Below are 22,684 nucleotides of genomic sequence, written 5' to 3' on the forward strand. Positions count from 1 at the left end.
GACAATGAAGGCGAACATGCTGGAATCGGGCATGCAGGAATCTGAAACGCCAGTCGGCATGCCGGCGTGCAGGGCCGGTGTATGACGGCAAATGAGGGACGCGGCATGACACAGATTCTGCAAGTCCGACGGTATCAGAAAACCGGCCGGAAATCCCCGGGCGGCGCCGTCGCTTCGGACCCCCGTGCGGGGCTGCGCCGCTGGCTGCCGCTGCTGGCCCTGTTCACCGCCGCCTGTGCGCCGGTTGACGCGCAACAGCGCAGCGCCGCCGTCAATCCCCAGCCGCAACCCGCCGTCCAGGCGACGCAACCCATCATCTCGGTGCCGCCCGCCGTGCTGGCCGGCCTGCCGCCCACCGCCGACACGCCTGCCCTGGCTGCCGTGGTGGCCGCGCGCGAAGCGATGAACCGCAAGCAGTGGTCCGTGCTGGGGGCGCTGGTGCCGCAGGCCAAACCCGACACGCTGGGCATGTACCCCGAATACTGGTTGCTGCGCTATCAGCTCTGGACCCCGCCCGCCACGGGCCGGCCCACGGCCGACCTGCAGCGCTTCATCAGCAGCAACGGCGACGCCTACCTGGCCGACCGCCTGCGCGGCGATTGGCTGTTGGCGGCGGCCCGCAGCGGGGATTTCGAAACCGTGCGCAAACTGGCGCCCGTGAAGAACAGCAACGCCCAGATTGAATGCGCCATCCTGGACGCCAAGCACATGACCGGCCAGCGCGCCACGGCGGCGCAAGCCACGGCGGTGTTCGCGCCGGGTGGCGCCTGCTGGGCGCTGTATGACCAGTTGGTGGCCGACAGCATCCTGGGCTGGGAACAGCTGGAGCCGCAGCTGCGCGACGCCATCGAGGCCGACAAGACGGCCGACGCGCGCAAGCTCGTGCAATACATGTTCGAGGCGCGCGACATCAAGACCTACGACCTTCTGATGAAGGATCCGATGAAGTGGCTGACCCGGCAAGACCGCATGCCGGTAGGCCGCAACGAAAAAGAGCTGGTGACCATCGCGCTGGCACGCCTGGCGCGTTCGGACGTCAGCGTGGCCGATTCCTATCTGCGCCGCGAATGGGCCAAGTCCATGTCCAAGCCGAACCTGGCCTGGGTGCGCGGGCAGTACGCGCTGATGGCCGCCCTGAGGCTGGATAGCCGCGCCGACGACTGGTATCACGAAGCCGGCCACATCCGCATGACGGACTACAACGCCGGCTGGAAGGTGCGCGCCGCGCTGCGCCAACCGAAGATCGACTGGAAGTGGGTCATCGAGTCCATCGACGAGATGCCCGCGTCGCAGCGCGATGACCCCTCCTGGGTGTACTGGAAGGCGCGCGGCCTGGCCGCGACCGGCCGCAAGGACCAGGCCAACGCCCTGTACGCCAGCATTGCCGACCGCTTCGATTTCTACGGCCAGTTGTCCGCCGAGGAACTGGGCCGCCGCATCAATGTGCCGCCGCGCCCCGCACCCGTCAGCGACCGCGAAATCGCCGAGGCCCGCGCCAATCCCGGCCTGCAGCGTGCCGTCCAGCTGTTCCGCCTGGGCTGGCGCGGCGAAGCCGTGCCCGAATGGAACTTCACGTTGCGCGGCATGAGCGACCGCCAGTTGATCGCGGCCGCCGAACTCGCCCGCGCTGAAAACATCTACGACCGCGTCGTCAACACGTCCGACCGCACGGAAAAGGAATTCGACTTCAGCCAGCGCTTCATCGCGCCGTTCGAGGGCCGCGTCACCGCCAAGGCCAACGCCATCGCGCTGGATCCTGCCTGGGTCTACGGCCTGATCCGCCAGGAATCGCGTTTCATCATGGACGCGCGCTCGCATGTGGGCGCCTCGGGCCTGATGCAGCTGATGCCGGCCACCGCCAAATGGGTCGCGGGCAAGATCGGCATGACCGATTTCACTCCGGCCAGCGTCAACGACTTCGACACCAACACCGTGCTGGGCACCAATTACCTGAACATGGTGCTGCGCGACCTGAACGGGTCGCAGATGCTGGCTAGCGCCGGCTACAACGCCGGTCCGCGGCGGCCGCACAACTGGCGCTCGACGTTCACGCATCCGGTCGAAGGCGCCATCTTCGCCGAGACCATCCCGTTCAATGAGACGCGTACCTACGTGAAGAACGTGATGTCCAACGCGGTCTATTACGCGGCGATGTTCAGCGGGCAGTCGCAGTCCCTGAAGGAACGGCTGGGCAATATCGTGCCGATCGGCGCCGAGAGCACGTCGATTCCATGACGCGGGATCCGGCCATCGACGGCTTGCAGGTCTATATCGTGGGCGGTGCGGTGCGCGACGCGCTGCTCGGCCTGCCGCCGGGCGACCACGACTGGGTCGTGGTGGGCGCCACGCCCGAAGACATGGTCCGCCGTGGATTCATCCCGGTCGGCGGCGATTTTCCGGTGTTCCTGCACCCGCGCACCAAAGAGGAATACGCGCTGGCGCGCACCGAACGCAAGTCCGGCCGCGGCTACAAGGGGTTTACGTTCTACACCGGCGCCGACGTGACGCTGGAAGAAGACCTGCGCCGCCGCGACCTGACCGTCAACGCCATCGCCCAGACGCTGGACGGCGAACGGGTCGATCCCCTGGGCGGCGAGGCCGACGTGCGCGCGCGCGTCTTTCGCCACGTGGGCGAAGCATTCGAAGAAGACCCGGTGCGCATCTTGCGGCTGGGCCGCTTCGCGGCGCGCTTTCCCGACTTCGCCGTGGCCCCCGAAACGCTGGCCTTGTGTCGGCGCATGGTCGACGCCGGCGAGGCTGACGCCCTGGTGGCCGAGCGCGTCTGGAAGGAATTGTCGCGCGGCCTGATGGCGAAGAAACCGTCGCGCATGCTGGGCGTGCTGCAGGAGTCCGGGGCGCTGGCCCGCGTGATGCCCGAACTGCAAGGCGTGAAGGAAGTGGGCGCCGACGTGGACCGCGCAGCGGCGCAGGCGTTATCACTGGCGGGGCGCTATGCCTTGCTGTGCCGGCTGACACCCGACCGCGAGGCGCTGGGCCGGCGCATGCGGGTGCCCACCGAATGCAATGATTACGCCCGCTTGCTGCCCGAGGTGCTGGCAGGCCTGGACGCCGCCGAAGGGGGCGGCGCGGATGCGCACCTGGCGCTGATGGAGCGCGCCGACGCGCTGCGCAAGCCCGAACGTTTCTTCGATCTCTTGAAGACGGCTTCGGTCTTGCAACCCGTGGACATGGCGGCGTGGCAGTCGCGTGCGGGCGCCGTGCGCGGCGTGGACGCGGGGGCGATTGCCCGCGCCTGTGCGGGCGACCCGGCCCGCATCAAGGACAGCGTGCGCCAGGCGCGCCTTGAGCGTTTGGAACAGCTGCAGGCGGACTGAGGCCGCCCGGCCCTCCCGCCGCTACAGCTTGCCCAGCCGGTCGCCGCGCGCGAACCCGGCCAGCGACTCGGTCACGCCTCGGCCCACGGCCAGCACCTTGAAGAGTTCGCCCATCTCGGCTTCCGACAGCAGCTTCTGAACCGGCGCCACGGCTTGCGCGTATTGCTGCGCGTCTGACGGGTCCAGCTGGGCCAGCAAGTCCATCAGGCCGGCGTTCATCAGGAAGCGGGCCTGCGATGTGTAGCCCAGCACTTGCAAGCCGGATTCCATCGCCGCGTCCGCCATGGCGGTGAAATCCACGTGCGCGGTGATGTCCTGCAAACCCGGCGCGGTGAAAGGGTCGCCATGCGCATGGTGGCGCAAATGGCACATGAGCGTGCCGCCCGCGCGCTGCGGATGGTAGTACTCGCTGCGGGGGAAACCGTAGTCCACCAGCAGCGCCGCGCCGCGTTCCAGCCAGCTGCCCATCGCGGCGATCCAGGCCTCGCCTTGCAGATTGATTTCGGACACGTAGCCCGGCAGCGCCGGCATGCGTGCGGCAACGGCCGAGGCCAGCGCGACCGGGGCGGGGCGGTCTTCCCAGATGAAGCCCCCGCCGGCATCCAGCGCCACGCCGCGTTCCTGCACGGCGCCGGCGGCGTCCCAGGTGAACAGCGATACGGGCATCGCATCCAGCACTTCGTTGGCCAGCACGCAGCCCGCGAACGCATTGGGCAGCGCATCGAGCCATTGCACGCGATCGCCGAACGGCGCCAGGCGCGCCGCCTGGCGGGCGCGCAGGTCTGCGGACACTTCCAGGATCAGGTACCGGGTCTGGTCCAGCCCCATCGCATCCAGCTCGCGCAGCACGCCTTCGGCCAGCGCCCCGGTGCCCGCGCCGAATTCCAGCACGGCCTGCGTCTGCGTCTGACGCAGCACCTGGGCCGCCTGCCGGGCCATCGTGCGGGCGAACAATGGCGTCAGTTGCGGCGCGGTGACGAAGTCGCCCGCGGGCGTCTTGGCGTCGTCGTCGCCGTCGGCCAGCTTCACGTTGCCGGCGGCGTAATAGCCCAGGCCGGGCGCATACAGCGCTTCCGCCATCCAGTGGTCGAACGGCAGCCAGCCGCCGTTGGCCGTGATCGCGGCGCGCAGGTGCGCGGCAGCGGCGTCGCTATGTTCCTGGGCGGCGGCGGACAGCGGGGGAAGATTGGCGGGAGCGGGGCGTTGCATGGTCGAAGAAGGCGTGGTCATTGCGGCATTTTCCCAAAAAAAGAACGGCCCTGCTGCGCGCGTTTGCCGGCCTCAAAAGACAAACCCCGCGACGGGCGCGGGGTTTGTTTGGGGTCAAGCGGGTGAATTAGCCGCGGCGGTCAGCCGGCTTGGCGAAGCGCTTGGCGGGGCCGCCGGGGCGCTTGTCGAACGAGGGCTTGGCGCCACGGAAACCGCCTTCCGGACGGTCGCCGCCGCGGAAGCCGCCTTCGCGCTGGGGACGGTCGCCGAAGCTGGGACGATCGCTGAAGCTCGGACGGGCATCACGGTCACCGCCGCGGAAACCGCCTTCACGGGGAGCACGCTCGCTGAACGGGCGGGCATCGCGCTGGGGACGATCACCGAAGCTGGGACGGTCGCCGCCGAAGCTGGGACGCGCATCGCGGTCGCCGCCACGGAAGCCGCCTTCACGCTGGGGACGGTCGCCGAAGGGACGATTGCCCTGGTAGCCGCCTTCGCGCTGGGGACGATCACCGAAGCTGGGGCGGTCGCTGAACGAACGGGCCGGGCGGTCGCCGAAAGGACGATTGCCTTGGTAGCCGCCTTCGCGCGGCGCACCGTCGCGATTGCCTTGGTAACCGCCTTCACGCGGCTTGAACTCGCCACGCGGGGCGCCGTCACGCGGGCCGCCGAACGAACGGTTTTCACGGTTGCCTTGGTAGCCGCCTTCATGACGCGAACCACCGAAGCCGCCAGGACGCTTGCCGAACGGCTTGCCGCCACGCGGGGCGCCGCTGCCGCCAGCCGACGGACGCGGCGTGCGCTTGGGTTCCAGGCCGGCGATCACTTCAGGCGTGATCGATTGACCGATGTAGTGCTCGATACGGCGAACCTTGTGGCGCTCGGAGTGCGTCGCCAGCGTGAACGCCAGGCCGCTGCGGCCGGCGCGGCCGGTACGGCCGATACGGTGCACGTAGTCTTCGGCTTGCATCGGCAGGTCGAAGTTGACGGCGTGGCTGATGCCTTGCACGTCGATGCCGCGGGCAGCCACGTCGGTGGCAACCAGGATACGCAGCTGGCCGCGTTGCAGTTGCGACAGCGTACGGGTGCGTTGGCGCTGGTTCATGTCGCCGTGCAGGGCAGCGGCGGCAAAGCCTTGGTCGGCCAGGCGGTCGGCCAGGTCATCGGCGCCGCGCTTGGTCGACGTGAAGACAATGGCTTGGTCCAGCTTGGCGTCACGCAGCACGTGATCCAGCAGCTGCATCTTGTGGCTGGCATCGTCCGCGTACAGCAGGCTTTGCGTGATGTTGGTGTGCTTTTCCTTGGCGCCGGCCATTTCGATACGCTGCGGGTCGCGCATCATTTTGGCAGCCAGCTTGGCGATCGTGCCGTCCAGCGTGGCCGAGAACAGCAGCGTTTGGCGATCTTCCGGCAGGCGGCTGACGATGGTTTCGATATCTTCGATGAAGCCCATGTCCAGCATGCGGTCGGCTTCGTCGAGCACCAGCGTGTGCACGGTGTTCAGCTTGACGCGGCCCGATTGCAGGTGGTCGATCAGGCGGCCGGGGGTGGCGACCAGCACGTCAACGCGGCGCGACAGCGCCTTGAGTTGCGCGCCGTAAGGCATGCCGCCCACGACGGTAGCGGTGCGCAGGTCAGCCAGCTTGCGGCCATACGTTTCGGTCGCTTCGGTGACTTGCAGAGCCAGTTCGCGGGTCGGGGTCAGCACCAGCACTTGCACGCCGACGCCCTTGTTGGCGGGCATCTGGGCAATACGGTGCAGGGCCGGCAGCATGAAGGCGGCGGTCTTGCCGCTGCCCGTCTGCGAGGACACCATCAGGTCGTGACCGGCCAGCGCTTGCGGAATGGCAGCGGCTTGGACGGAGGTGGGGGTGCTGAAGCCAGCTTCTTGAACGGCCGACAACAGAGCGGGTGCAAGACCCAGGTTTTCGAAAGACATTACTTTCCCTTGCCGCAATCAATGCGACGCAGTGCTTGGTCGGGCCAGGGGATTAGGCGGCCGGATCCAGGCGACGGTTGATGGAGCATCGTGCCGACCGAATCAACCGTGCGCGTGGCGCGTTCTCGTATACAGAGTGGAACGCAGGGCGAAAGGAAAGGAGGTCAGGAATCGATGATAGTTCGGCATGGGGCCGGGGCGTAGGCTGCCCGGCAGACTGCAAAAAATTCCGCTAAATCAAGGCGGTAAATGCCGAACTCGTTTTGTGCAGTGCGGCGATCATAACCCGAATTCGCCTTGAAAGGGAATTATTTTTTTGTCCAGTCCCCAATCAATAGGGTTTTTCCCTTGGTCGACGAGCCAGTCGTTGGTCGCCCGGAAGTGGCCGCAGCCCAGAAAAGGCACCGGGGGACGCCGGGCGGAAAGCGGGGAGGGATGATTGGACATCAGGACGAGGTGGCCGCTGTTGTCGGGCAGCAACATCCGCTTGGCCTGGGCATGGGCGCCCCACAGCAGGAAGGCCTTGGGCGAGGGGTCCCGGGCGACCAGCGAAATCAGGGCGTCGGTCACGGTTTCCCAGCCGCGCTTGGCGTGGGAGGCGGGCTGGCCGTCTTCCACCGTCAGTGCGGTATTCAGCAGCAGCACGCCCTGGTCCGCCCATCGGCTCAGGTCGTTGCCTGCCGGGACGGGCGTGCCCGGGAACTCGTGTGCGATCTCATTGAAGATGTTGCGCAGGCTGGGCGGACGCTTGCAATCGTCGGGCACCGAAAACGCCAGGCCCTGGGCCTGGCCCGCGCCGTGATACGGGTCTTGCCCCAGGATCACCACGCGCACGTCCGATGGCGCCAGCCCGTGCAGGGCCCGGAACGGCGTGGCGGGATAGACCACCGCGCCTTCGGCAAGGCGCATTTCGACGTGGGCGGTGACCGCGGCCAGCGCGTCGGCGACGGCACGGCTACCGAACGCGGCGGCCCAGGCGTCGGGAAGTTGCGCCGTCTGGGCGGCGAGGGCGTGGGGAACGAGGCGGTTATCGATCGGCATGGGCGCGATTTTGGCATAGGCAAGGCGCCGCGTGCCGGCGTGGCGGCACGACGGGGATTTGTTTATTAATTGAGAATCATTGTTAATATTGCCGCCTTCGTGCCTTTGCCGCAGTGGCCCTCATGTCCCGTCCCCCCAGCAGCCTGAAAGCCTGGCTCGCCCATTACGGCGAGTTGGTGGGCGCGTGGGCCAAGCGCAATTCCAGGCCTTGCGATGCCGAGGACGCGGCCCAGGACGTGATGGCCGGTTTGTTGAGCGGCGGCAACAGCGGCGTATTGAATGGCAAGTCCTATCTGTTCCGAGCCGCGCAGAACCGGCTGATCAGTGAGATCCGGCGGCAGACGCGGCATGACGAGGTGTCGCTGGAGGCGTGGGCGTCAGATGACCCTGCGCAGTGGCATGATCCGGAGTCCGACGCGCGTGCGCGCCAATTGGCCGATGCGCTGGAATGCGCGCTGGCCAACCTGCCGTTGAAGAAGCGGCAAGCCTATGTCTGGTGTCGCCTGGAGGGCTATACGCAGCCCGAAGTCGCTGCCCGGATGGGCGTGGCGTTGAACACGGTCGAGCGCTATATCATGGACGCCACGCGGGAAATCCGCGAACAGCTGAAACACTTCTGCCCGGATTGATCCGCCGCGCAATGACAGACCCCATCGACCCAGACACCCTGACGGATCCCCGCGATGCGGCGGCCTTTTGGTTCGCCCGCGTGCATTCGGAACAGATGAGCCAGGCCGAACGGCAGCAGTTCGACGCGTGGCTGCGGGCAGACCCCGCGCACGACCTGGAATACCGGCGCGCGCGCGGCATCTGGAATGCCAGCAGCCAGTTGGGCGAAGACCGGTTGCGCGCGCTGCTGCAAGAGGCGCCCGCTGCTGCCCGCCGGCCCCGGCCCGTATCGTCGCGCCGCCGTGTCATGGCGGGCGTGGCGGTGGCCTGTACCGCCGCTGTGGTGGCAGCCGTGGTGTTGCCACGATGGATCGCGGGGGATCCCGGCTACTCGGCGCAGTACGCCACGCAGCCGGGGCACCGCCAGCACGTGACGTTGCCTGATGCGTCGGTCGTCGACTTGAACACGGCTACGACATTGTCGGTGGCGCTGTATGACGACCGCCGCGTGGTGGCGCTTGCTGCCGGAGAGGCCACGTTTTCCGTGACGCCGGACGCCAGCCGGCCGTTCTACGTGGAAGCGGGCGGCGCGACCGTCCGCGTGACCGGCACGCGATTCAACGTGCGGCGCGACGGCGACGCCGTGCGTGTGGCCGTCGAGGCCGGCACGGTGGCGGTCGAGGCCGGGCATTGGTGGAACCGCAGCCAGGTGCTGTTGAGCGCGGGGCAGGGCACCCGCACGGTCGAGGAGGGGCGCCTGTCGCCCTCCGAAAAATGGGACGTGCCAAACTTGCTGGCCTGGCATGCCGGCCGTGCGGTGTTCCGCGATGTCCCGCTGGCCGACGCCGTGGCCGAGATGAACCGTTATGGCCACGCGCCGATCCGCGTGTCCGGCGCGGACGTGGCCGCGATGCGGGTGTCGGGCGTGTTCAGCGTCGACAACCCCCGGGCGTTCCTGGACTTGTTGCCCGCGATTGCGCCGGTGCGCGTGCAAGCCGGCCCGGATGGCTCGTCCCTGATCGTCCGCCGTTAGCCAAGCAAGGCCGACGGTCCGCCGCCACCTTGCACGGCGAATGAAATTACGAATAGTTACTATTCAACAGCGTTTTTCCATCAGGGATTTCACCGCGACAGGCGTCTTGTCTCCCAAGGGCATCGATCCGATGCCGCTGCGCCGCCAGAATCTTCCGCATCCTGCTGACTGGCGAGCCCTGTCTCAAGACCCCTCCAGGAATGCTAGTCCCGTGAACCGTATCCCTTCTGGACCCTCTACCCGCGCCGCTGCGCGCCTGGCTGTGCCGACGCGCGGGTTGACCGTGCTAGCCGTGTCCGTGCTGCTGGCGCTGGCCATCCCGCAGCCTGCCGCCCAGGCGCAGGAGGCGCCGCTGTCCTTGAACATCCCCGCGCAATCGCTGGAAGGCGCATTGACGCAACTGGCGACGCAGGCCGCGCTGGAATTGGCCTACGCGCCCGACACCGTGCGGGGCTTGAAGGCGCCCGCGTTGTCGGGCACCCTGACGCCGGACCAGGCGTTGCGGGCCTTGCTGGCGGGCACGGGATTGGTGTTCGAACGGTCTGGCAGCAGCGTTTCCGTGTCGCGCCAGACGGTCGGCGACACGTCCAGCGTCATGTTGAACACCATCACGGTCGTGGGCAAAGGCAACTCGATCACTGAAGACACGGGCTCCTACACCACCGGCGCCATGAACACGGCGACCAAGCTGCCGCTGACCATCCAGGAAACGCCCCAGTCGGTCAGCGTGGTCACCCGGCAGAAGCTGGACGACTTTGCCATGCAGACGATCGATGACGTGGCCAATAGCACCACCGGCGTCACGGTGAACCACTGGAGCAACGATCGCTCGCGCTATTTTTCGCGCGGCTTCACCATCAACACCTTCCTGATGGACGGTCTGCCCGTGTCGTACGAGACGGACACGTCCACCTACAGCACCACGGCGATGTACGACCACGTGGAAGTCGTGCGCGGCCCCACGGGTCTCATGACCGGCATGGGCGACCCCTCCGGCACCATCAACTTCGTGCGCAAGCAGCCGACCGATGCCGCCCAATTCATCGCTACCGCGCGTGCGGGCTCCTGGAACAATTTTTCGGGTGAATTCGACGCGAGCGGCCCGCTGAACGACAGCGGTTCCGTGCGCGGCCGCTTCGTGACGTCGCAGCAATCGCGGGACTACTTCACCGATGGCTACAGCAGCCGCAAGCAGCTGTATTACGGGGTGCTGGACATCGACATCACCGACAACACCACGCTGACGCTGGGCGGGCATTCCAACCGCGAAGACAACCCCGGTTCCGAATGGATGGGCGTGCCCACCGCGCCGGATGGCTCGCCGCTGGACATCCGGCGTTCGCGTCGGTTCTCGCCGTCGTGGAGCTACTGGGACAAGAGCGAGTACAGCCTGTTCGCCGAACTGAAGCACACCTTCGACAACGGCTGGATCGCGCGCGCAGCGGCCCGCGGGGTCAATGGGAAATCGTCGCTGGATGGGGCGTACTTCGTGTCGGGCGACTACGACGCGCAAGGCGGAATCGTGTACGACGTGATGGGTGGGCGCTACGACTACGACAAGAAGCAGCGCAGCTTCGACGTGTCCGCGCAAGGCCCCATCATGCTGTTCGGCCGCGAGCACGAGATCGCGGTGGGCGCGAGCTATCGCAACGACAAGTGGCTGGACGACGGCTACAGCTATCTGGACGAGCCGGGCGGCTACTTGATGGTGTCCGGCGTGAATCCGTACACGTGGAATCCGGATTCGCTGCGCCGCCAGGACTTTGTGCGTGACACCATGTGGCGCCGAGACCAGCGCTCCGAGCTGACCTCGGGCTACGCCACGGGGCGCTTCAGCCTGGCCGATCCCCTGAGCATGATCCTGGGCGCGCGCATGGACTGGTTCGACTTCGACAACAAGCAGACCCAAGGCAGCTGGAGCAGCCACCGCAAGTTCGGCGAGGACGCCCACTTCACGCCGTACGCCGCACTCATCTACGACCTGAACGACAACCATTCGGTCTACGCCAGCTACTCCAGCATCTTCAAGCCGCAGTACTACCTGGACACGTCCGGCACCGTGATCAAGCCGGTGGAGGGCACCAACTACGAGATCGGCCTGAAGGGCAGTTACCTGGACGAGCGCGTCAACGCCGCCATCGCGCTGTTCTCGACCACGCAGACGAACCTGCCGCAGGCCGTCACGGATATCGCGTCCTGCTTTGTCGCCACCAATTGCTACCGTGCCGTGGGCGAGGTGAAAAGCGAGGGCGTGGAGATCGACATCAATGGTGAGCTGCTGCCGCGCTTGAATGTTGGGATTGGCTATTCCTACACGCGCGCGAAGGTGTCCAGCGGCGGCGTGGACGGCGCCGCTGGCCAGCCCTACGCCAGCTACATCCCGCAGCACCAGTTCAAGCTGGCCGCGATGTACCACTTGCCGGGCGCCTACGAGAAATGGCGCGTCGGCGGCGCGCTGCGGGCGCAAAGCAAGATCACCACGCAATCGCTGACCGGCAGCGCCGGGTACGTCATCAAGCAATCGCCTTACGCGCTGGTGGACCTGGTGGCGGGCTACCGGGTCAATCGCCAGCTGGATATCCAGTTGAACGTGAACAACCTGTTCGACAAGCGCTACTTCGAGTCGATGCAGGGCAACAATGGCGGCAATTACTACGGCACGCCGCGCAGCTTCCTGCTGAGTACGCGCTATCAGTTCTAAGCACGGGCCGGCACGCCCAACGGGGCAGGCAGACCCCCGCCCGTTCCGGACTCAGACCGGCCAGCCGGCCTGGCGGTGGGCCGAGTCCCAGAACATCCATTCCAGTTGGGCGGCGTGCGTGTAGGCCTGGTGCATGGCCTCGCGCGTTTGCGCCGACGCCGTTTCCGCGGCGCGGTCTACCGAGGCGATCACGGAACGCACCAGCGCGTGGAAATCGTCGCCGGCATAGGTGTCGATCCACGCCGCGTAGGGATTCGGGCGCGTCGCGCGGGCATGGATCTCGCGGCCGATCTCGGCATAGATCCAGAAGCACGGCAGCAAGGCGGCGAGCGCCACCGGGTAGGGCGCGCTCCAGGCGGTGGCGATCAGGAAGCTGGTGTAGTGATGGCTGGCGGGCGTCAGCGGGGTGGCTTCGAAAGTGGCCGCGTCGATGCCGAACTGCTTCATGAAGCCCGCGTGCAGCGAACGCTCGGCCACCACTGCGCCTTTGGCCGCGTCCGCGAATTGCACGACGCCGTCGGCGTCGTCCGCCTTGGCGGCCGCGATCGCCAGCGCGCGCCCGAACGCCACCAGGTAGTGCGCGTCCTGGATCATGTAGTGCTTGAATGCGTTCTCGTCGAGCCGGCCGCTGGCCAGTTCCTGGTTGAACGGCATGTCGCGCGTTTTTTCATAGAGCGCGGCGTTGCGCGCCCAGGCGTCAGAGCTGAAAGACATGGGATTCCTTATGCCCGCAGGCAGGCCTATGACGGCCAGCGCGCAACGCCGCGCGCCGGCTCAACGGCATAAGGGTATCAACTTCGGCGCATCCGTTCGCCTATTGCATGTACCAGCCGTGGCTGACCACGAATGACTGGCCGGTGAAGGCCGCGCTGGGAAAGGCGCACAGGAACAACGCGGTCTGGGCCACGTCTTCGACGGTGGTGAAGACGCCGTCCACCGTATCGCCCAGCATCACCTTCTTCACCACGTCTTCTTCGCTGATGCCCAGTTCGCGGGCCTGCTCGGGGATCTGCTTTTCCACCAGCGGCGTGCGCACGAAGCCCGGGCAGATGACGTGCGAACGCACGTTGTGCGCCGCGCCTTCCTTGGCCAGCACGCGGGCCAGGCCCAGCAGCGCATGCTTGGCTGCCACGTAGGCGGACTTCAGGGGCGAGGCTTCGTGCGAATGCACCGATCCCATGTAGATGACCACGCCGCCGCGATTGTCCTGGTACATGTGCTTGAGCGCCGCCTTGGTCGTCAGGAAGGCGCCGTCCACGTGGATGGCCTGCATCTTCTTCCAATCCGAAAAGGCGTAGTTCTCGATGGGGTTCACGATCTGGATGCCGGCGTTCGAGATCAGGATGTCGATGCTGCCGTAGGCAGCCGCGACCTTGTCGATGCCCTGGTTCACGGCGTCTTCGCTGGTGACGTCCATCGCCACGCCCATCGCCTTGCCGCCAGCCTGCTCGATTTCGCGGGCAACGGCGTCGGCGCCGGCCTGGTTCAGGTCGGCGATCGCAATGGTCGCGCCTGCGCGTGCAAGCGTCAGGGCGATTTCCTTGCCGATACCGCTGGCGGCGCCGGTCACTACGACGACTTTTCCATTCAACTGGCTCATGCTGCAACCTCCGGTTCAGGAATGCCGGCGGGCCCGTGCATGCTGCATCGTGGCGGGGGCCGGCAACAGGCCTTGCGGGGGAAGGCGCAGGTGCGCAGCCCCAACGCAAGGAGCATTCCTGGATGGTAGTCCTTCAGCTTGAGCAACGCCTGAATGCCATCGGGCCGCCGGTTGCCGGTAACATCTGGCCCATTCTGGCGGCTGGGCCTTTCCCAGATGCCTACCCTTCTTGCAGGCGGTCATCAGCGTGGCATCAGCTTTCATCCATCGTTTCCAAGGCACTGCGGCGTGCCTGGCGTTATGCGCGGGCGTCCTGCTGGGGTTGCCCGCGCAGGCCGCGCACATCGTGGTGGATACCGGGCACACCCCCAACCGGCCGGGCGCGACGAGCGCAAGCGGGCGGGTGGAGTACCTGTACAACCTGGATGTCAGCAATCTGGTGGCGGCCGATCTGCGCGCGGCCGGCGACCGCGTGACCCAGGTGGCAGCCAATGGCGCCGAAGTCGAACTGGGCAAGCGTTCGCGCATGGCGCCGACGGCGGATTTCTTTGTCTCGATCCATCATGACTCGATGCAACAGCAGTACATCGACGCGGGCCGCCAGCGCGAGTTTGCCGGCTTCTCCGTGTTCGTGTCCGAGCGCAATCCCAAGTATGAACAGAGCCTGCGTTGCGCGCGCGCCATCGGCGAGGAGCTGGTGGCTGCCGGCGAAAAGCCTTCGCTGTACCACGCCGAACCGATTGCCGGCGAAAACCGGCCGCTGCTGGACCGTCGCCTGGGCGTGCATCGTTTCGACGGGTTGGCGGTGTTGAAGACGGCGCCGATGCCTGCCGTGCTGGTGGAGGTGGGGGTGATCGTGAATCCGGACGAAGAGCGCCGCCTGGCTCGCCCCGAGGTCGTCAAGCGGGTGGCGCAGGCGATCGCGAATGGTGCGCACGCCTGCCAGCAGCCGTAGCGCAAGGCACGCGACAGCGCCGCCACCTTCGATTTTTCAATTCCAGATCGTCGGCGGCGGCGACTGGGTCAGTGAGGACTCATCTTGGCGGTTTCCAGCGGCTTGCCACTCAGGCGCAGCAGCAGGAATCCGGCCACCGCCGAAGCCAGCGAACCGGTCAGTACGCCGATCTTGGTGGCGTCTACGGTTGCCGCGTCGGTGAAGGCCAGCGCGCCGATGAAGAGGCTCATCGTGAAGCCGATGCCGCACAGCAGCGCCACGCCGTACAACTGCGTGAACGACGCGTGGCGCGGCAGGCTGGCGACGCCCGTCTTGATGGCCAGCCACGCGAAGCCGAACACACCCAGTTGCTTGCCCAGGAACAGGCCTAGCGCCACGCCTAACGGCACCGGTTGCGCCAGGCTGTCCAGCCCCATGCCGGCGAACGACACGCCCGCATTGGCAAAGCCGAACACCGGCACGATCAGCAGCGCCACGGGCTTGTGCAGTGCGTGTTCCAGGTCATGCAGCGGCGAATGCGCTTGCGGCTGGCCGGCATTGCGGGGACGCAGCGGGATCGTCAGCGCCAGCGCGACCCCGGCCAGCGTGGCATGCACGCCGGACTTCAGCACGAAATACCACAGCACGGCGCCGATCAGCAGGTAGGGGGTCAACCGCAGCACGCCTGAGCGGTTCAGGCAGAACAGGCACACCAGCAAGGCGCCCGCCATGACCAGGGCGAAGACGTTCAACTGCGAGGTATAGAACAGCGCGATGATGACGATGGCGCCCAGGTCATCCAGGATCGCCAGTGCGGTCAGGAAGATCTTCAGCGAGGTCGGCACGCGGCTGCCCAACAGCGCCAGGATGCCCAGTGCGAAGGCGATGTCGGTGGCGGCGGGGATCGCCCAGCCGCGCAGGGTGTCGGGGTTGCCCAGGTTGATCAGCACGTAGATCAGCGCTGGTACCAGCATGCCGCCCAGCGCGGCGATGCCCGGCAGGACGATTCTTGCGGCGCCGCGCAATTGGCCATCCAGCACCTCGCGCTTGATCTCCAGACCCACCAGCAGGAAGAACACGGCCATCAGGCCGTCGTTGATCCAGTGCAGCACGGTTTCTCGGAGCACAACGGGCCCCGTCTGGAAACCCAGTTTGGTGCCCAGTGCATCGAAGTAGAGCGGGGCGGCCGGGCTGTTGGCGATGAGCAGGGCTGCCAGGGCGGCGGCCATCAGCACGTAGCCACCCAGCGCTTCGGATTGCAGGAAAGCCTGGAGGAAAGAGGGGCGGTGCGAATGAGCCGGAACCTGCGGGGCCACTGGGTCTCCTCGGTAATGTTTTGTTAAGATGACAATTTGAAGCTGAATTTTAACTGAATAAATTCTTCGGATTGGATCGTTGATCGCTAACTTCGGCCAATTTCGATGAACATATTTAAAAACTCGCCGAATTCGAAGGAAAACGTGTGGATGGGCATTGCGGCCTCTACCAATGACTTCCTTTAGGATTTCGACTAAATTTCGGTCTTTGATGCGTCGACACGTAATAGATATTTCAGTCGATTTCTAAAACAGCTTTTTTCTTGAGCATATTGACCAGCTTGTGGCTTGCGATGCCGCCTGGCGACCTCTCTAGCACATGACCCTGCCTACCTTATCGGTGCTGATCCATACACCCGCTAACTCCGGCGCGAAGAGCCGTCTGGTCGAAGTGGGGGAGTCCTTGGCGCTTCCCGCAGGCCAACCCACGCATGGCCATTACTACGTCAAGCGCTTGGCGCCCAGCATGCGCCTATTGACGTGGCAACGGGAGGGGTCACGATTCGATTTGTCCCGTACTGGCGGAATCCGCGTGTGGACTGGCCGCGAACTTGCGGCGTCGGAGTGCGCGCACGAGTGCCAGGCGCAATCCGCGCTCCCGCTGGAGCCGGACGACGTTGCCTACCTCGAAGCCTTCCTGCTGCTGCAGAACCGCAGCTGGAACGATCTCAACGCTGCTGAAGACGAGTCAGCCCATGATGCCCACACCCGTTGAATCGCAGGCCGGCAACGCCGGCGCCTGCCTGCGCATCCTGCACACGGAGGCTGCCACGTCGTTCGGCGGGCAGGAATTCTGCATCTACAAAGAGATGATCGCCATGCGCGAGCGCGGCCATCACCTGGAGCTCGTCTGCCAGCCCGGAGCGGAGCTCGGAGATCGCTTGAGCGAGGCTGGCTTCACGGTACACCGCATCGTCATGGATGGCGCGGGCAACTTCCTGCGCGGTGTGGTGTTCATTCGGCGCCTGCTGCGGCGCGAGCGTTTCGACGTCGTGAACACCCACAGCCGCCGCGACACCGTGCTGGCCGCCATCGCGGCGCGCCTGGCCGGCACGCCGTTGATCGTGCGCACGCGGCATCTGGCCAAGCCCATCAATTCCCTTTATGCCTATACGTGGCTGGCGCACCGCGTCATTGCCGTCAGCCGCTATGTGCGCAAGCAATTGCTGGATGGCGGCGCGCGGCCGGAGTCGGTCGCGACGATCCATTCGCCGGTCGTGTTGCCGCAGGTACGCGAAGGCGCTTGCGTGCGCGATGAGCTGGGGCTGCCCCCGGACGCGCTGGTGGTGGGCTGCGTTGCCGTGATGCGGGCCGAAAAGGGCCACGGCGATCTGATCGACGCATTCCATCTGGTTTGCTCCCGCTTCCCGTCGGCCCATCTTGTCCTGGTGGGCGACGGCATGCCCTTGTTTGACCAGCTGCAGGCCAAGGTGTCGGCATTGGGGCTGGCGGACCGGGTGCACTTCACCGGCCGCCGGCACGATATCGGCAACGTGCTGATGGCTTTGGACGTCTTTGCCCTGCCCACGCACCGGGAGGCCCTGGGCACGGTGTTCATCGAAGCCGCGGCGATGGGCGTGCCCGTCATCGGCACGGACGTGGGCGGCGTGCCGGAAACCATGCAGGCCGGCGAGACCGGGCTGCTGGTGCCGCCGCGCGATCCCGCCGCGCTGGCGGTTGCGCTGGAAACCCTGCTGGCGAACCCGGCCCTGCGCCGTAGCATGGGCGACGCGGGCCGCGAGCTTATCCGCGGCCAGGGCCTGTTTTCCGCTGAGCGCACCGCAGGCCAGGTGGAACATGCCTACACGCATTGGCTGGCCGAACTGGGCCGACCCGTGCGCGTGGCCTGAGGTCTTATCTACCGGCAGGCGCCGGCGTTCAGTGCATGAGCAACGCGTTCATCGCCTCGATCACGCGGTTGCGATAGCGCGGCAGCAGGGCCTGCGTACGGGCCTGGCGTTCGCGCCATTCCGCAGGCTCCGAACCGACAGCGACGCGGGGCGCTGCCCAGATCGGGTCGGGGAAATGGCGGTCGCCGCGCCAGCGCGGAATTACATGCCAGTGCAGGTGCGGCACCATGTTGCCCAGCGACGCCAGATTGATCTTGTCCGGCGTCAGCACCGATTGCTGCGCCTCTTCCACCGCGTATACGGCACGCATCAGCAGATCACGCCCGTGCGTGGACAGGCTGGTCATTTCAGCCAGGTGAGCGTTCCAGATCACACGGGTGAAGCCAGGATAGTCGGCATCGTCCACTTCGATCACGCGCAAGTGCGGGCCACGCCACAGCAGCGTGCCGCCGTCTTCCTGGCACAGGGGGCAGTTCGGGTCGCGAGCGCTCAAGCCATCACCTTGCGGTACTGAATGAAACCGGAGCGGTCCGCGATGCGGTCGTACAACTGCATCGCGGTCGCGTTGGTCTCGTGCGTCAGCCAGTACACGCGCGCGCAGTTGTTGGCGGCGGCCTGGCCGTAGACGTGTTCGATCAGCTTGCGGCCCGCGCCGGTGCCGCGCACGTCCGGGTCCACGTACAGGTCCTGCAGATAACAGTAGTCGCCTGCGGTCCAGGTGGAGCGGTGGAAAATCCAGTGCACCATGCCGATGGCGCGGCCGCTGTCGTAGGCAAGCGCCGCGTGCATGGGCTCGGCGGGGTCCAGGAAGCGCGCCCAGGTGTTGCGGGTGACCGCGTCGTCGATGCTGACGCGATAGAAATCCTGGTAGCCCTTCCACAGCGGCAGCCAGACTTCGAAGTCAGCGGCGACAATGGGGCGGATGTCGGCGGTACTCATGGCGCAGGGCCTCCTGTCGGGATTCAGAGTTGGTTTTCCATCGCTTCGACGACGTGTCGCAGCACTTGCAGCCGAGCGTAGCGCTTGTCGTTGGCGGACACCAGATGCCAAGGCGCGTGCGCGATGTCGGTGCGGGCCAGCATCTCGTTGGCGGCGGCCGCGTATTCCTTCCATTTGTCGCGGTTACGCCAGTCGTCGGGCGTGATCTTGAAATTCTTGAAGGGCGATTTTTCGCGTTCCTTGAAGCGTTCCAGCTGCACGTCGGCGGTCACGGCCAGCCAGAATTTCAGCACGATCGCGCCGCTGGCCGCCAGTTGTTCCTCGAAGTCGTTGATCTCGGCGTAGGCGCGGCGCCAGTGGGCGGGCGCGGTCAGCTTCTCGACGCGTTCGACCAGCACGCGGCCATACCAGGACCGGTCGAAGATCGCGACGCGGCCATGGCGGGGCAACTGGCGCCAGAAGCGCCACAGATAAGGGCGTGACAGTTCATAGCTGTTCGGGGCGGCGACCGGCGTGATGTCGAATTGCCGGGCGTCCAGCGCATGGGTCACGCGCCGGATGGCGCCGCCCTTGCCGGCGGCATCCTGCCCCTCGAACACCAGCACCAGCGAACGGTCCTGGAATTTCCTGGACCGCGCGGCGCGGGCCAGCCGGCCTTGCAGCAGGCCGAGTTCGGACTCGTAGTCGCCCTTGTCGACGCGGGCTTCGTAATCCAGTTCGCCCAGGCGGTCGACAATGCGGGCAGGCGCGGAATGCGCCAGGAACGATTGCGGAATGCGGGGCACGCCGCGCTGGCGCATCGCCGCCAGTACCGCCTCGGCGGTGCGGGCCGACCGCAAGTTCTCGTCGGCACTGGGGATAACCACCCAGGGCGCGTGGCCGCTGTCGGTGTGGTTCAGGACAACCTGGCCGCCTGCGCGGATGCGGTCATATTTCTTGTAGACCTTCAAGTCCACGGGGCTGACCTGCCACGAGGTTTCGGGGCTGGCCAGGAGGCGCTCTGCCCGCTCCTTTTGCGCCTTGGCTGACAGGTGAAACCACAGTTTGACGATCTGCACGCCTTCGGCGGCCAGCATCGCCTCGAAGCGGCGGATCGCGGCGGATTGCGCTTCGATGGCGTCCTGGTTGGGCTTCTTGCGGGCCGATTCAATGATCAGCGGCGCATACCAGGATCCGAACACGATGCCCGTGCTGCCCTTGGGCGGCAGGTCTTTCCAGTAACGCCAGAAAGGCGGCCGGTCCTGCTCGTCGCCCTCAGGGGGGCCGTAGGCCAGCGTCTTGATGTGGCGCGGGTCCATCCATTCGTTCAGCAGGTTGACCGTGGCGCCTTTGCCCGCGCCGTCGATCCCCGCCACCACGATCAGCAGGGTCTTTTCTGCCTTTTCAAGGCGCTGGTATTGCGCGTTCAGCAGGGCGACGCGCAGCCGCGCTTCCACCGGTTTGAATGCTTCCTTGGACAGGCTGGGGTCGGCTTCGGCTTCTGCGAACATGGGGAATCCGTCTGATCGGCAATCGGGAGATCGGCCGATCTTGCGGGATAAGCGCTCGCCGCGCAAGTGCGGCGCGGGCGCCCGAGTCAGAGCCCGTCGATGGGGATTTTCAGGTAGCGCACGCCGTTGTCCTCCGGCGGCGGGAAATGGCCGGCGCGGATGTTCACCTGGATGGCGGGCAGGATCAGGGTGGGCATGGACAGGGTGGCGTCGCGCCGGGTGCGCATGGCGACGAACTCGTCTTCGCTGATGCCGTCATGCACATGGATGTTGGCGGCGCGCTGTTCGGCCACCGACGTCTGCCAGTGGGCTTCGCGCCCCGCTGGCGGGTAGTCGTGGCACATGAAGAGCCGCGTGCCGCCCGGCAGGCCCAGCAACCGCTGGATCGACCGGTATAGCTGATGGGCGTCGCCGCCGGGGAAATCGCAGCGCGCGGTGCCCACATCCGGCATGAACATCGTGTCGCCTACGAAGGCGGCGTCGCCCACCAGATAGGCCATGTCGGCCGGCGTGTGCCCGGGCACATGGATGGCCGTGGCCTCCAGTGTGCCGATGCGGAAGGTTTCGCCGTCGGTGAACAGATGGCCGAACTGGGAGCCGTCCAGCTGGAATTCGGGCTCCAGGTTGAAGATCTGCTTGAACACGCCTTGCACGGTGCGGATGCTTTGCCCGATGGCGATGACCCCGCCCAACTGCCGCTGCAGATAGGGGGCGGCCGACAGGTGGTCCGCATGAGCGTGTGTTTCCAGCAGCCATTGGGTGGTGAGGCCCGCCTGGCGCACATAGGCCGCCACGCGGTCGGCGCTGGCGGTGCTGCTGCGCCCGGATTTGGGGTCGTAATCCAGCACCGAATCGATGATGGCGCAGGCGCTGCCGTCGTGCACGACATAGGTGACGGTGGCGGTGACGGGGTCGAAAAAGGCTTGGATGTGAGGATTCATGGCCGCCCGCAAATAACAATATATATATTTAAATAATATTGTTTGATAATTTATCCGTCAATATAATGATCCGCTACTATCCGAATTGCCGATACGCCTTATGAATGCCGCCCTGACCGACTGCGAACTTGCCGTCTTGCGCGAATCCGCCGCCCAGGCCTGCGCGCTGCTCAAAGCGCTGGCCAACGAAGACCGCCTGCTGCTGCTGTGCCAATTGGTGCAGAACGAACGCAACGTGAGTGAACTGGAATCGCTGACCGGCATCCGCCAACCGACCTTGTCCCAACAGCTGGGCGTGCTGCGCGACGAGGGGCTCGTCACGACGCGCCGCGACGGCAAGTACGTCTACTACCAGATGGCCAGCTTCGAAGTCAGCCAGGTCATGAAGACGCTATCCAGTTTGTACTGCGGCCGCGCAATGGAGTCACTGGCGTGAACCCGGACTGGTCCGCCCTTGAACCATTCAAAAGCCGGTAACCCGGCGCGGAGACAAGCATGCCCCAGGTACAGTCAGCACCCGCCGCATCCGCCGATTTCGACGTGGTGGTGGTAGGAGGAGGCGCCGCAGGCATCGGCGTGACCGCCAGTTTGCTGCGGCGCCGGCCGGATTTGCGCATTGCCGTGATCGAACCCAGCGACAAGCATTATTACCAGCCGGCCTGGACGCTGGTGGGCGGCGGCGCGTTCGATGTGAAGAAGACCATGCGTCCGACCCGTTCGGTAATGCCGTCGCGGGCCACGTGGTTGCATACGTCGGCCGCGGGTTTCGAGCCGCAAGCGAACCGGGTGCGCCTGGCCGACGGCGGCTGCGTGACGTATCAGCAGTTGATCGTATGTCCCGGCCTGCGGCTGGCCTGGGACAAGATCGACGGCCTGTCCGACGCGCTGGGCCAGAACGGGGTGACGTCCAACTATCGCTACGACCTGGCGCCCTACACCTGGGAACTGGTGCGGTCGATGAGGCAAGGGCAGGCGTTATTCACCCAACCGGCCATGCCGATCAAATGCGCGGGCGCGCCGCAAAAGGCGATGTATCTGGCCTGCGACCATTGGCGCCGGACCGGTGTGCTGGACCGCATGCATGTTGAATTCGATCTGGCGGGCGCGGCGCTGTTCGGCGTGCCCACGTTTGTGCCGCCGCTGATGCGCTATGTCGAGAGCTATGGCATCGACCTGGCGTTCAATTCCGCGCTGGTGGCCGTGGATGGGCCGGCGCGCAAGGCCTGGTTCGATGTGAAGGGCGCCGACGGCCGTGTGTCGCGCGTGGAGAAGTCTTTCGACATGCTGCACGCCGTGCCGCCGCAAGTGCCGCATGACGTGGTGCGCGACAGTGCGTTGGCAGACGCGGCCGGCTGGTGCGAGGTCGACCCCGGCAGCTTGCGGCATGTGCGCTTTGACAACGTGTTCGGCCTGGGCGATGGCATCAGCACCAGCAACGCCAAGACGGCCGCCGCCGCGCGCAAGCAGATCGTCACCGTGGCCGAAAACCTGATCGCGGTGCGCGAAGGCCACGCCATGCCCGTCACGTACGACGGCTACGGCTCGTGCCCGCTGACGGTCGAGCGCGGCCGCATCGTGCTGGCCGAGTTCGGCTACGGCGGCAAGCTGCTGCCCACCTTCCCGCTGGACCCGACGGTGCCTCGCAAGAGCGCGTGGTTCCTGAAGGCCACACTGTTGCCGTGGATCTACTGGAACGGCATGCTGCGCGGCCGCGAATGGCTGGCGCGGCCGCTGGGCAACTGAATCT

General features: G+C 66.1%; 20 protein-coding genes. 10 read left to right on the forward strand and 10 right to left on the reverse strand.

Annotated features, from left to right (window positions below; all coding sequences use genetic code 11):
- The first annotated feature begins 105 nt into the window (after window positions 1-105).
- Both CEY09_RS11030 and CEY09_RS11035 read left to right on the forward strand, forming a co-directional pair.
- Window positions 106-2,235 (forward strand): lytic transglycosylase domain-containing protein, encoded by a 2,130-nt coding sequence (locus tag CEY09_RS11030; RefSeq protein WP_088588658.1) that lies wholly within the window; start codon window positions 106-108, stop codon window positions 2,233-2,235.
- A complete protein-coding gene (locus CEY09_RS11035) occupies window positions 2,232-3,335 on the forward strand; it encodes a tRNA nucleotidyltransferase/poly(A) polymerase-related protein (RefSeq protein ID WP_088588659.1) in 1,104 nt (367 codons plus the stop codon). The genes CEY09_RS11030 and CEY09_RS11035 overlap by 4 nt, the downstream gene beginning before the upstream one ends.
- A gap of 21 nt (window positions 3,336-3,356) precedes the next feature.
- On the opposite strand, the gene CEY09_RS11040 is transcribed toward CEY09_RS11035, so the two are convergent.
- The 3 genes from CEY09_RS11040 to CEY09_RS11050 form a co-directional block, all read right to left on the reverse strand.
- A complete protein-coding gene (locus CEY09_RS11040) occupies window positions 3,357-4,544 on the reverse strand; it encodes a class I SAM-dependent methyltransferase (protein ID WP_088588895.1) in 1,188 nt (395 codons plus the stop codon).
- A gap of 127 nt (window positions 4,545-4,671) precedes the next feature.
- Entirely contained in the window at window positions 4,672-6,483 is a 1,812-nt protein-coding gene (locus CEY09_RS11045) for a DEAD/DEAH box helicase (protein ID WP_006224793.1), read from the reverse strand.
- A gap of 279 nt (window positions 6,484-6,762) precedes the next feature.
- Window positions 6,763-7,524: a uracil-DNA glycosylase gene (locus tag CEY09_RS11050; RefSeq protein ID WP_088588660.1), complete on the reverse strand. Its 762-nt coding sequence runs from the start codon at window positions 7,522-7,524 to the stop codon at window positions 6,763-6,765.
- A gap of 122 nt (window positions 7,525-7,646) precedes the next feature.
- Between CEY09_RS11050 and CEY09_RS11055 the strand changes: the two genes are divergently transcribed.
- The 3 genes from CEY09_RS11055 (at window position 7,647) to CEY09_RS11065 (ending at window position 11,867) form a co-directional block, all read left to right on the forward strand.
- Entirely contained in the window at window positions 7,647-8,153 is a 507-nt protein-coding gene (locus CEY09_RS11055) for an RNA polymerase sigma factor (RefSeq protein WP_088588661.1), read from the forward strand.
- 11 nt (window positions 8,154-8,164) lie between these two features.
- Window positions 8,165-9,166, forward strand: coding sequence for a FecR family protein (locus CEY09_RS11060; protein ID WP_167390060.1), 1,002 nt, complete (start codon window positions 8,165-8,167; stop codon window positions 9,164-9,166).
- Between the two features lie 211 nt (window positions 9,167-9,377).
- Window positions 9,378-11,867: a TonB-dependent siderophore receptor gene (locus CEY09_RS11065; protein WP_234818268.1), complete on the forward strand. Its 2,490-nt coding sequence runs from the start codon at window positions 9,378-9,380 to the stop codon at window positions 11,865-11,867.
- Window positions 11,868-11,918: 51 nt separating this feature from the next.
- Here the strand turns inward: CEY09_RS11065 and tenA are convergent, their stop codons facing one another.
- Window positions 11,919-12,581, reverse strand: a complete 663-nt coding sequence (gene tenA, locus CEY09_RS11070; protein ID WP_088588664.1) for a thiaminase II — start codon at window positions 12,579-12,581, stop codon at window positions 11,919-11,921.
- A 100-nt stretch (window positions 12,582-12,681) separates the two neighbouring features.
- Complete coding sequence (locus CEY09_RS11075; protein ID WP_088588665.1) at window positions 12,682-13,467, reverse strand: 3-hydroxybutyrate dehydrogenase; 786 nt, start codon at window positions 13,465-13,467, stop codon at window positions 12,682-12,684.
- A gap of 292 nt (window positions 13,468-13,759) precedes the next feature.
- Between CEY09_RS11075 and CEY09_RS11080 the strand changes: the two genes are divergently transcribed.
- A complete protein-coding gene (locus CEY09_RS11080; protein WP_377785531.1) occupies window positions 13,760-14,422 on the forward strand; it encodes an N-acetylmuramoyl-L-alanine amidase family protein in 663 nt (220 codons plus the stop codon).
- Window positions 14,423-14,490: 68 nt separating this feature from the next.
- Here the strand turns inward: CEY09_RS11080 and nhaA are convergent, their stop codons facing one another.
- Window positions 14,491-15,717, reverse strand: a complete 1,227-nt coding sequence (gene nhaA / locus CEY09_RS11085; RefSeq protein ID WP_088588667.1) for a Na+/H+ antiporter NhaA — start codon at window positions 15,715-15,717, stop codon at window positions 14,491-14,493.
- Between the two features lie 319 nt (window positions 15,718-16,036).
- Between nhaA and CEY09_RS11090 the strand changes: the two genes are divergently transcribed.
- Both CEY09_RS11090 and CEY09_RS11095 read left to right on the forward strand, forming a co-directional pair.
- Window positions 16,037-16,432, forward strand: a complete 396-nt coding sequence (locus tag CEY09_RS11090) for a hydrogenase (protein ID WP_088588668.1) — start codon at window positions 16,037-16,039, stop codon at window positions 16,430-16,432.
- A complete protein-coding gene (locus CEY09_RS11095) occupies window positions 16,413-17,567 on the forward strand; it encodes a glycosyltransferase family 4 protein (RefSeq protein ID WP_088588669.1) in 1,155 nt (384 codons plus the stop codon). Before CEY09_RS11090 ends, CEY09_RS11095 begins: the two co-directional genes overlap by 20 nt.
- A 28-nt stretch (window positions 17,568-17,595) precedes the next feature.
- Here the strand turns inward: CEY09_RS11095 and CEY09_RS11100 are convergent, their stop codons facing one another.
- The 4 genes from CEY09_RS11100 to CEY09_RS11115 form a co-directional block, all read right to left on the reverse strand.
- A complete protein-coding gene (locus CEY09_RS11100; RefSeq protein ID WP_088588670.1) occupies window positions 17,596-18,060 on the reverse strand; it encodes an HIT family protein in 465 nt (154 codons plus the stop codon).
- On the reverse strand, window positions 18,057-18,506 hold the full coding sequence (locus tag CEY09_RS11105) for a GNAT family N-acetyltransferase (RefSeq protein WP_088588671.1): 450 nt from the start codon (window positions 18,504-18,506) through the stop codon (window positions 18,057-18,059). Before CEY09_RS11105 ends, CEY09_RS11100 begins: the two co-directional genes overlap by 4 nt.
- Window positions 18,507-18,529: 23 nt before the next feature.
- Complete coding sequence (gene pap, locus CEY09_RS11110) at window positions 18,530-19,996, reverse strand: polyphosphate:AMP phosphotransferase (RefSeq protein ID WP_088588672.1); 1,467 nt, start codon at window positions 19,994-19,996, stop codon at window positions 18,530-18,532.
- Between the two features lie 86 nt (window positions 19,997-20,082).
- Window positions 20,083-20,937: an MBL fold metallo-hydrolase gene (locus tag CEY09_RS11115; protein WP_088588673.1), complete on the reverse strand. Its 855-nt coding sequence runs from the start codon at window positions 20,935-20,937 to the stop codon at window positions 20,083-20,085.
- A gap of 100 nt (window positions 20,938-21,037) precedes the next feature.
- On the opposite strand from CEY09_RS11115, the gene CEY09_RS11120 reads away from it, so the two are divergent.
- Together CEY09_RS11120 and CEY09_RS11125 are read left to right on the forward strand one after the other, a co-directional pair.
- Window positions 21,038-21,373 carry an ArsR/SmtB family transcription factor gene (locus CEY09_RS11120; RefSeq protein ID WP_006224778.1) on the forward strand — a complete coding sequence of 112 codons (336 nt, stop codon included), beginning with the start codon at window positions 21,038-21,040 and terminating at the stop codon, window positions 21,371-21,373.
- A gap of 59 nt (window positions 21,374-21,432) precedes the next feature.
- Window positions 21,433-22,680, forward strand: a complete 1,248-nt coding sequence (locus tag CEY09_RS11125) for an NAD(P)/FAD-dependent oxidoreductase (protein ID WP_088588674.1) — start codon at window positions 21,433-21,435, stop codon at window positions 22,678-22,680.
- Window positions 22,681-22,684: the final 4 nt, after the last annotated feature.

The organism is Achromobacter marplatensis, assembly GCF_002209535.1.
Lineage (GTDB): Bacteria > Pseudomonadota > Gammaproteobacteria > Burkholderiales > Burkholderiaceae_B > Achromobacter > Achromobacter marplatensis.

What these genes read in the sequence shown, in the direction of transcription:
- CEY09_RS11030 (WP_088588658.1), top strand. Translation starts at nt 106, where the DNA reads ATGACACAGATTCTGCAAGTCCGACGGTATCAGAAAACCGGCCGGAAA.
- CEY09_RS11035 (WP_088588659.1), top strand. Translation starts at nt 2,232, where the DNA reads ATGACGCGGGATCCGGCCATCGACGGCTTGCAGGTCTATATCGTGGGC.
- CEY09_RS11040 (WP_088588895.1), bottom strand. Translation starts at nt 4,544, where the DNA reads ATGCAACGCCCCGCTCCCGCCAATCTTCCCCCGCTGTCCGCCGCCGCC.
- CEY09_RS11045 (WP_006224793.1), bottom strand. Translation starts at nt 6,483, where the DNA reads ATGTCTTTCGAAAACCTGGGTCTTGCACCCGCTCTGTTGTCGGCCGTT.
- CEY09_RS11050 (WP_088588660.1), bottom strand. Translation starts at nt 7,524, where the DNA reads ATGCCGATCGATAACCGCCTCGTTCCCCACGCCCTCGCCGCCCAGACG.
- CEY09_RS11055 (WP_088588661.1), top strand. Translation starts at nt 7,647, where the DNA reads ATGTCCCGTCCCCCCAGCAGCCTGAAAGCCTGGCTCGCCCATTACGGC.
- CEY09_RS11060 (WP_167390060.1), top strand. Translation starts at nt 8,165, where the DNA reads ATGACAGACCCCATCGACCCAGACACCCTGACGGATCCCCGCGATGCG.
- tenA (WP_088588664.1), bottom strand. Translation starts at nt 12,581, where the DNA reads ATGTCTTTCAGCTCTGACGCCTGGGCGCGCAACGCCGCGCTCTATGAA.
- CEY09_RS11075 (WP_088588665.1), bottom strand. Translation starts at nt 13,467, where the DNA reads ATGAGCCAGTTGAATGGAAAAGTCGTCGTAGTGACCGGCGCCGCCAGC.
- CEY09_RS11090 (WP_088588668.1), top strand. Translation starts at nt 16,037, where the DNA reads ATGACCCTGCCTACCTTATCGGTGCTGATCCATACACCCGCTAACTCC.
- CEY09_RS11095 (WP_088588669.1), top strand. Translation starts at nt 16,413, where the DNA reads ATGATGCCCACACCCGTTGAATCGCAGGCCGGCAACGCCGGCGCCTGC.
- CEY09_RS11105 (WP_088588671.1), bottom strand. Translation starts at nt 18,506, where the DNA reads ATGAGTACCGCCGACATCCGCCCCATTGTCGCCGCTGACTTCGAAGTC.
- pap (WP_088588672.1), bottom strand. Translation starts at nt 19,996, where the DNA reads ATGTTCGCAGAAGCCGAAGCCGACCCCAGCCTGTCCAAGGAAGCATTC.
- CEY09_RS11115 (WP_088588673.1), bottom strand. Translation starts at nt 20,937, where the DNA reads ATGAATCCTCACATCCAAGCCTTTTTCGACCCCGTCACCGCCACCGTC.
- CEY09_RS11120 (WP_006224778.1), top strand. Translation starts at nt 21,038, where the DNA reads ATGAATGCCGCCCTGACCGACTGCGAACTTGCCGTCTTGCGCGAATCC.
- CEY09_RS11125 (WP_088588674.1), top strand. Translation starts at nt 21,433, where the DNA reads ATGCCCCAGGTACAGTCAGCACCCGCCGCATCCGCCGATTTCGACGTG.